General features: G+C 51.1%; 1 pseudogene. It reads left to right on the top strand.

What is annotated here, in order from left to right:
* Nucleotides 1–786 (top strand): annotated as a pseudogene (locus tag R8N49_RS26460) (hypothetical protein); the annotation flags it as partial.

The following is a 786-nucleotide window of genomic DNA, read 5'->3' as shown; positions in this document are numbered from 1 at the left end:
ATCGGTATCGCCTTTACGATGGTTTATGCGTCTCGCATCAAAGCAAATCCTGAGTACTCTTACAGCCGCCGTACGGATAAATACTTCCGTCAGCAAGAACTAGGTAGCCACGACTCTCGTTGGAACTTCGGAGACACGCTCGTTATTCTAACGGTTATCGCAACAACGATTTGGGTGGTTTGGGGCGTAGTAGCCAAAGCATGGTACATCCCAGAAATCGCTTCTCAGTTCTTCACAATGGGCTTTGTGGTTGCCATCATCGGTACGATCTTCCGCCTAAACGGCATGACCCTTAACTGTGCGGCGGACGCATTCAAAGAAGGCGCAGCGATCATGCTAGCTCCTGCTCTTTTGGTTGGCTGTGCGAAAGGTGTATTGCTTATTCTAGGTGGTGGTACTACCGATGAAGCAAGCGTACTGAACTCGATTTTGAACAGCGCAGGCGGCGTGATCAGCGGCCTTCCTGATGTTGCCGCAGCTTGGTTGATGTATGTGTTCCAATCCATCTTCAACTTCTTCGTGACCTCGGGTTCTGGCCAAGCAGCACTGACAATGCCTCTGTTGTCTCCTCTTGCAGACATCGCTGGCGTAACTCGTCAGGTAGCGGTTCTGGCATTCCAACTGGGTGATGGTTTCACTAACGTGATCGTTCCTACTTCTGCGTCCCTAATGGCAACGCTTGGCGTGTGTCGTATCGACTGGGGTGACTGGGCGAAATTCTGCTGGCGCTTTATGCTATTACTCTTTACCCTATCGAGCATTGTCGTCGTCGCAGCTCACGTGATG

The sequence above is a fragment of the Vibrio sp. 1978 genome, from assembly GCF_033344345.1.
Note: the sequence above shows the minus strand (reverse complement) of the source record. Positions and strands in the feature narration are given on the sequence as shown.